Source organism: Actinopolymorpha alba DSM 45243 (assembly GCF_000373925.1).
Classification (GTDB): Bacteria; Actinomycetota; Actinomycetes; order Propionibacteriales; family Actinopolymorphaceae; genus Actinopolymorpha; species Actinopolymorpha alba.
Map to the genome: position 1 here is coordinate 1 of NZ_KB892715.1, position 7,169 is coordinate 7,169.

Annotated in this window: 7 protein-coding genes and 1 pseudogene; 5 read left to right on the plus strand and 3 right to left on the minus strand. The window is 66.5% G+C overall.

The genetic code is table 11. The annotated features are described in order from the left end of the window. Positions 1-199: pseudogene (locus tag B141_RS50215) on the minus strand (hypothetical protein); the annotation flags it as partial. Between the two features lie 310 nt (positions 200-509). Here B141_RS50215 and ftsE point away from each other — a divergent pair. From ftsE to B141_RS0105490, 5 genes are all read left to right on the plus strand, one after another. After that, positions 510-1,199 (plus strand): cell division ATP-binding protein FtsE, encoded by a 690-nt coding sequence (gene ftsE / locus B141_RS0105470; protein WP_020574165.1) that lies wholly within the window; start codon positions 510-512, stop codon positions 1,197-1,199. 75 nt (positions 1,200-1,274) lie between these two features. Beyond that, entirely contained in the window at positions 1,275-2,174 is a 900-nt protein-coding gene (gene ftsX, locus B141_RS0105475) for a permease-like cell division protein FtsX (protein ID WP_020574166.1), read from the plus strand. 49 nt (positions 2,175-2,223) lie between these two features. Next, on the plus strand, positions 2,224-3,621 hold the full coding sequence (locus B141_RS45295; protein ID WP_020574167.1) for a M23 family metallopeptidase: 1,398 nt from the start codon (positions 2,224-2,226) through the stop codon (positions 3,619-3,621). A gap of 106 nt (positions 3,622-3,727) precedes the next feature. Then, positions 3,728-4,198, plus strand: coding sequence for an SsrA-binding protein SmpB (gene smpB / locus B141_RS0105485; protein WP_020574168.1), 471 nt, complete (start codon positions 3,728-3,730; stop codon positions 4,196-4,198). 84 nt (positions 4,199-4,282) lie between these two features. Further along, positions 4,283-5,527 (plus strand): MFS transporter, encoded by a 1,245-nt coding sequence (locus B141_RS0105490; protein ID WP_020574169.1) that lies wholly within the window; start codon positions 4,283-4,285, stop codon positions 5,525-5,527. 15 nt (positions 5,528-5,542) lie between these two features. On the opposite strand, the gene B141_RS39035 is transcribed toward B141_RS0105490, so the two are convergent. Together B141_RS39035 and B141_RS0105500 are read right to left on the minus strand one after the other, a co-directional pair. Beyond that, positions 5,543-6,058, minus strand: a complete 516-nt coding sequence (locus tag B141_RS39035; protein WP_020574170.1) for a GNAT family N-acetyltransferase — start codon at positions 6,056-6,058, stop codon at positions 5,543-5,545. Between the two features lie 132 nt (positions 6,059-6,190). Further along, positions 6,191-6,397: a hypothetical protein gene (locus tag B141_RS0105500; protein ID WP_020574171.1), complete on the minus strand. Its 207-nt coding sequence runs from the start codon at positions 6,395-6,397 to the stop codon at positions 6,191-6,193. Positions 6,398-7,169: the final 772 nt, after the last annotated feature.

Genomic DNA, 7,169 nt, shown 5'->3' on the forward strand with positions numbered 1-7,169 from the left:
GCCCGAGCCGGCCGTAGCAGGCGCGCAGCCAGTGATGCTGGGACGGGTAACCCAACAGCACCTGGGCAACCGCCAAACAGACCAGCTCGGCATCAGTCAGTCTCTTCGGCCGCCCGGGTGTGAGCCGGTGCGCCTCCACCACGTGATCATCGATGTACACATACAGTGCGGTCAGGAGGGTATCGAGGTTGTTCGTCACAAAACGACATCGATACCCTCCGCCGCGTCAAGATCCCAGCAGCCACACCGAACAGAGTTAGGAATCACTCGTCTAGGCCAGCAAGCCGACATTCCGCGTAAGACGTGCGGTTCTATCGCGTACACGCCGTTGTCGCCCCGCGAAACAGCGTCATTCGGGGCTGGTCCGCCCGGGTCGAGCAGGAAATCCGGTGCCTCGCGGGGAGTTGGCCCACTCGTACCCCTTCGCGTCGTACACTCAACGACTGGCCGACCCCTGCCGGTGTTTCAGCAGCCGGTTCATGCCCCCGACCCCGGCCAGGAAGCCTGCCGTGATCCGCTTCGAGAACGTCAGCAAGGTGTACGACGGACAAAGCCGGCCCGCCTTGGCCGACCTGTCCCTCGAGGTCGACAAGGGCGAGTTCGTGTTCCTGGTGGGAGCCTCGGGCTCGGGCAAGTCGACGTTCCTCAAGCTCGCCCTCCGCGAGCTGCATCCCTCAAGGGGACGAGTCTTTGTCGCCGGTAAGGAGCTGGGCCGGCTCTCCACCTGGAAGGTTCCCCGCCTGCGCCGCCAGATCGGCACGGTGTTCCAGGACTTCCGGCTGCTGCCCAACAAAACGGTCTTCGAGAACGTCGCGTTCGCTCTCCAGGTGATCGGCCGGCCGCGCGGCCACATCGCCAGGGTCGTTCCTGACGTGCTCCAGCTGGTCGGCCTCGACGGCAAGGAGCACCGGATGCCGGACGAGCTGTCCGGTGGTGAGCAGCAGCGGGTCGCGATCGCACGGGCCTTCGTCAACCGCCCGATGATCCTCATCGCCGACGAGCCGACCGGAAACCTCGACCCGTCGACGTCCGTCGGCATCATGAAGCTGCTCGACCGGATCAACCGCACCGGCACCACGGTCCTCATGGCCACCCACGACGCCAACATCGTCGACCAGATGCGCAAGCGGGTGATCGAGCTCGAAGGCGGCAAGCTCGTCCGTGATCAGTCCCGCGGCGTCTACGGCTACCAGAGCTAGCTGCCGCCCGGCGCGCGGGCCTGCCGCGTGCCGACCGCCGCCGTGACGATCAGGTACTCGACCCCCTAGGACACCATGCAGATCAGGTACGCGTTCTCCGAGCTTGGCACCGGCCTCCGCCGCAACGTCACCATGACCGTGGCGGTGGTCGTCACCGTCTGGATCTCCCTCGTCCTCTTCGGGCTCGGGCTGTTGGTCCGGTCAGAGGTGGCCCTCGTCAAGGGCTTTTGGTACGACAAGGTGCAGATCGCGGTGTTCATGTGTAACGACGTCTCGTCCTCGCCGCAGTGCGCGGACGGTGCGGTCAGCGGTGCCCAGCGGACTGAGATCGAGCAGGCGCTGTCGACCAACCCCGAGGTTCGCAAGGTCTACCACGAGTCGCAGCAACAGGCGTACGCGCGGTACCAGGAGATCTACAAGGACGCCGCCACCGCCGACATCGTGAAGCCGGTCGATCTCCAGGAGTCCTTCCGGGTCAGCCTGAAGAATCCGGAGCAGTACCAAGGCGTGCAGTCGGCGGTGCAGGGACTCCCCGGCGTGTTCAGTGTCCAGGACTCCCGTGAGGTCCTGGAGCCGTTGTTCAAGGGCCTCAACGGCCTGCAGTGGATCTCGATCGGGTTGGCGGGGGGCCTCCTGATCGCGGGTGTGCTGCAGATCGGCAATACCATCCGGCTCACGGTGTTCAGTCGGCGTCGCGAGATCGGCATCATGCGACTGGTCGGCGCGTCGAACTTCTACATCCAGCTGCCGTTCATCGTCGAAAGTGTCGTCGCCGCCCTGGTCGGCGCGGCTCTGGCTTGCGGCACGCTGGCATTCACGCCGTGGGTCACCGCCAAACTCCGGACAGACGTGCGCGTCGTGCCCTGGATCGGATGGGAAGAGACGATTACCACGATGCCGGTATTGGCGGCCCTTGGCATTCTCCTGGCGATAATCGCCTCGTTTATCACTCTACGGAAATATCTCACAGTCTGATGGGTATTGCTTACTGTCAGTAGCACAACCTCAGAGAGAGGGGAGACCCGTGGTCCGACACTTCCCCCCCGCCCGCTCAGCGGGCGAGTCGTTGGACACCAACGAGGAGCAGCTACCCGACGAACCCGACGGCCCGGCGCGGGCTGGTCCGGGACGTCTGACATCACGACGGAAACGACGACGCCTGCGGCTGGGTGGCTCGGTCCTCGTCCTGGCCGTGGCGGTGACGCTCGGTGGGCTCGCGCCCGCCCAGGCGGGCCCCGAGGAGGACAAACGCCGGGTCGAACGCGAGATCGACGGCGCCAAGGGCGACCTCGACGAGTCGTCCGCCCAGCTCATCGGGTCCACGAAGGCGCTCCAGGCGGCTGAGACCAAGCTCGCGGCGGCGCGGGCAAAGCTCGCGACCGTACGCGGCCAGCTTTCGGCGGCCCGGGCGAAGGACGCCGCGATGGCGGCCAAGCTGGCGCGCGCCGAGCGGGACGTCGCACAGGCCACCGCCGCGGTCGCCGCGGCGGAAGATCGGGTGCGTACGCAGCGGGACGAGATCGGGGCGTTCGCCAACGCGAGTTACCAACAGTCGGGCCTCGGCGAGCTGGCCGCGGTTCTCAAGAGCGAGACACCGGCGGAACTCCTCGGACGAGTGCACATCGTCGCCAGTGTCAGCGAGTCCCAACGGACCGCCCTCAACCGGATGAACGCCGCCCGCGCCGACCTCGCGGCCACCCGGGCAGCGCTCCAGGCCGCGGAGAAACTCGTCGCGCAGCAGCGGAAGGAAGCCGCCGACAACCTGGCGCGGGTGCGGGTTCTCGAACGCCAGGCCCGCGAGAGCGAGGCGGCTGTCGAAGGACTCGTCGCCGACCGGCAGGCTGCCCAGGACGCCGCGGAGAAGGCCAAGCAGGAGGACCTGCGCCGCTACAAGGAGTTGGTCGCCGAACGCGAGCGGATCGAGGCGCAGCTGAAGGAGATCGCCCGCAAGGAGGCGGAGGAGGAACGCAAGCGCCGCGAGCGCCGCCGCGACGACGGCGGTGGTGGTGGTGGTGGAGGCGATCCTGGCAGCTCGCTGTCGCGTCCCGTCTCCGCGCCGATCACCTCGCCGTACGGCATGCGTTTCCACCCGGTCCTCAAGCGCTGGAAGCTGCACGACGGCACCGACTTCGGCGCCGCCTGCGGCACACCGATCCGCGCCGCCGCATCCGGGAAGGTCATCTCGCGCTACTTCAACGCGGGGTACGGCAACCGGGTGTTGATCTCGCACGGGTGGCTGAGGGGCGCCTCGGTCGTGACGGCGTACAACCACCTGTCCGCGTACGCGGTGAGCAGCGGTCAGCAGGTGAGCAAGGGCGACATCATCGGGTACGTGGGGACGACGGGCTACTCGACGGGATGCCACCTGCACTTCATGGTGTACCGGAACGGAAGCACCGTGGACCCCATGAACTACCTGTAGTTCGCAGATCCGCGCAAGTGGGGAGCGGGGCTCGGCCCGGCGGGTGCCACGCACGGGTTCGTGTCCCGAGGTAAACCCGCTTGCGCGGATCCGCGAAGATAGAGGGATGGTCAAGGAGCGCGGTCGCCGGGTGATCGCCCAGAATCGCAAGGCCCGGCACGAGTACCACATCGACGAGACGTTCGAGGCTGGGCTCGTCCTCACCGGCACCGAAGTGAAGTCGTTGCGGGCCGGCCGCGCCTCCCTCGTGGATGGGTACGCCGTGGTCATCGACGGCGAGGTCTGGCTCCAAGGCGTGCACATCCCGGAGTACACCCAGGGCACCTGGTCCAATCATCCGGTACGCCGCACCCGCAAGCTGCTCCTCAACCGCAAGGAGATCGACCGGATCGGCGCCACGACCCGCGAGAGCGGCATCACGATCGTGCCGCTGTCGCTCTACTTCAAAGACGGCCGGGCCAAGATCGAGATCGCCCTGGCCCGCGGTAAGCGCGACTACGACAAGCGCCAGGCGCTCGCCAAGCGGGAAGCCGACCGCGAGGCGGCTCGGGCGATGGCCGTCCGCCGGCGCGGCTGAGGACGTCCCGAGCGGTCGGCCAGTACCGACCTGTCCGGTCGGTCCGGTGTGCGGCGTCGCAGGGGCACTGGAACGATCTCCCCCATGAGGCGAGCCCGGAACCCCTCGCGATCCAGGACCCCGCTCACTCCGGCGTTCTGGACGATCTGGGTGGCATCCGCCATCTCCTTCCTGGGTGACGGGCTGGTGATCGGCGCGCTTCCCCTGCTCGCGGCGAGCCTCTCCCGCGATCCGCGCATCGTCTCCCTGACAGAAGCCGCCGCTCAGCTCGGCTGGCTCCTTCTCGGCCTCATCTCCGGTGTGCTCGTCGACCGTTGGAGCCGGACCACCGTGATGTGGCGTACCGACGTACTCCGGACGGTGCTGGCTGGTGTGTTCGCGGCACTCGTATTCCTCGGTCTGGTCAGCGTGCCGCTCGTCCTCGTGGTGGGGTTCGCGCTCGGCCTGGCCGCGCCGTTCTTCGACAACGCGTCGTCAGCCGTGCTGCCGCAGCTGGTGCCTGCCGCCTCGCTGGAGCGGGCGAACGCGTTCAACCAGACCGCCATCATGCTCGGTGCCAACCTGCTCGGTCCGCCCGTCGGGGCCGCGTTGTTCGTGCTGATGCCTGGGCTGCCGCTGGCGTTGAACGCGGCGACCTTCGGCGTGGCTGCCGTGCTCGTGTGGCGAGTACGCCGTGCGGTGCCGGCGCCTGAGGTGCGAGCCGACCGCCATCTGTGGCGTGAGCTTCGCGAAGGACTCGCGTTCTTGTGGAAGCATCGGCTGCTGAGGACGCTGTGCCTGCTGCTCGGCGTCATCAACGGAGTGTCGTCGGGGATTGTCGCCGTCCTGGTGTTGTACGTCCTCGAACTCCTCGGGTTTCCTGAGGCGGTGTACGGCTGGCTGATCGCGGCCTTCGCGGTTGGTGGACTTCTCGGGGCGGCACTTGCTCCGGGGGTCAGCCGGGCGGTGGGTGGGCGGGTGACAATGCTCGCGTCGAGTGTGGCGTTCGGGCTGGCGTTCGTTGGTCTTGGTGCGTTCCCGTCCACGGTGCCCGTTGTCCTGTGCGTCGTCGTGGCCGGGATCGCCTCCGTGTTGTGGAACATCGTGACCGCGTCCGTACGTCAACGGGTCGTCCCGGCCGATCTTCTGGGCCGGGTGACCAGCGTCTACCGGGTGGTCGGGTTCGTCGCCATGCCCGGAGGGGCCGTGGCGGCGGGGCTACTCGCGCATCAGGCCGGGTTGCGGGCGCCCTATCTGGTGGGCGGGGTGCTCACGCTGGTGGCGACGTTGTTGGCGATACCCGCCTTACGGGCTGGTGAGGCGGAGGCCTTCCGCGCGTCCGCTGGCTGATCAGGTGGTTGGACATCATTGAAGGTCCTTGGTGAGCCACATGATGAGGTCATGGTCCACAGTGACTGTGGCTCCCTCGCGGACGGGCACCGGGCCGAGGCAGGCGCCGCGCCCATCCGGAAGGTATCCGCGCTTGGCGTACATCCGCTGCGCCGGCCCGTACGCGTCGAAGAGTCCTACGGTGATGCCGAGACAGGCGATTCCGCGGTCCCGGGCTAGTTGTTCGGCGGCGTCCATCAGTCTTGTCGCAATGCCTTGTCCACGGAACGGCCCCGCCACCGAGACCTGGTGGACCAACGGGATGCCGTGGTCCCTGAAACCCGCGAATCTGGACTGCCATCGGATGGTAACGATGCCGACCACCCGATCGCCGAGCAGGGCGACAACACTGGACCCTCCTCCAGAAGCGTGGTCGTGCAGGTGCTCGTGCGCTCCAGCCTCACTCGCCGTCACCCATTCGGTCAGGAATCGAAGGGTGGGCTGGAGGACTGCCTCGTCTACCGGCTGAATGCGGACATTCGAGATGGTCACTCTGGCAGACTCGAGGATTAGGGGCGCCGAGCGCAAGGCAATTCGGAGTGCCTTGATCTTCTATCCGTGAGCGTCAATACCCGCATCGGTTTACGTCCGGATCGGTCGTTGGTTGATGTCGATCCAGGGCAGCTAGTGGGTGTCGACGTCGTGGATGGTCCGGAGCCGAACCGCGTCGAACTTCCCAGCGAGCTTATGCGCCAGCTCCACAGCCTCGGCCCTCTCGGCGTCCGTACACGACCAGGTAGAGAACTCCAAAATGTCGTCAAGCATGGAATCGACCGCACCCATCAAGCCCAGCGTCGGGTGCGTGGGCGGGGCGCCGGTCGTGACATCCATAGGTAGAACGCTATCGGCGACCACCGACAAAACCCCGCCCAAAAGAGCCCATTCACGGGGCCAGAGGAATGTAATTTTCCCTTGCCTCGAATAGCTCTGTGTGATGAAATCCGTGGGTCTATCTAATGGGATGCCGGGCTATTGGATGGACCAAGTGTCGGCGGGCTGCGCCTGAAATTGAGCGGGGAGTGCGGTTGATTATCGGTGGCGGCCATGATGGGGGAGGGGTCGGGCGAGGTAGTGGAGCTTTTCTCTGCGCGGGGTACGCGAAATGCTCCACGGCTTCTTACGCGCCGACATCCCTGCGGCGTGTTGATCATGGCCTGGCTCGAGGGTCGCCTGCGATACGAGATCGCTCTCCGAGGTTGCCGCGATGGTTTGTGAATAGGCCTCAATGAGGCTGCAGCAGGTCGGGGTGCGCCGAGGGCACCCGTCTCACATTGTGTACACCTTCTCCGGTACGCCGTCAGAGGTTTCTCGGCTAAGAGGACCCTGTTGGCTTATTCGGGACACGCCGTGTGGTGTGCGTGCTTGTTGATCTTGACCCGGTCATGATCGTTTCCGGTCGGTTTTCTGGTGTTTGTTCCCGGCCGCAGAATGGGGTGGTCATGTCGATGAAGCCGCAGCCGTGGCCGGAGGTGCCGGCCGATACTGCCCGGGTCGCTCGGGCGGCCTTTCCGCGGGGTGCGTTGGCGATGCGGGTTCGTGACGAGTTGGGCTGCTGGTATGACGACGAGGCGTTCGCGTCGGCGTATGGGGTGCGGGGAAGGCC

Coding starts and splice junctions, on each gene's coding strand:
- ftsX (WP_020574166.1), top strand. CDS start 1,275: ATGCAGATCAGGTACGCGTTCTCCGAGCTTGGCACCGGCCTCCGCCGC.
- smpB (WP_020574168.1), top strand. CDS start 3,728: ATGGTCAAGGAGCGCGGTCGCCGGGTGATCGCCCAGAATCGCAAGGCC.
- B141_RS0105490 (WP_020574169.1), top strand. CDS start 4,283: ATGAGGCGAGCCCGGAACCCCTCGCGATCCAGGACCCCGCTCACTCCG.
- B141_RS0105500 (WP_020574171.1), bottom strand. CDS start 6,397: ATGGATGTCACGACCGGCGCCCCGCCCACGCACCCGACGCTGGGCTTG.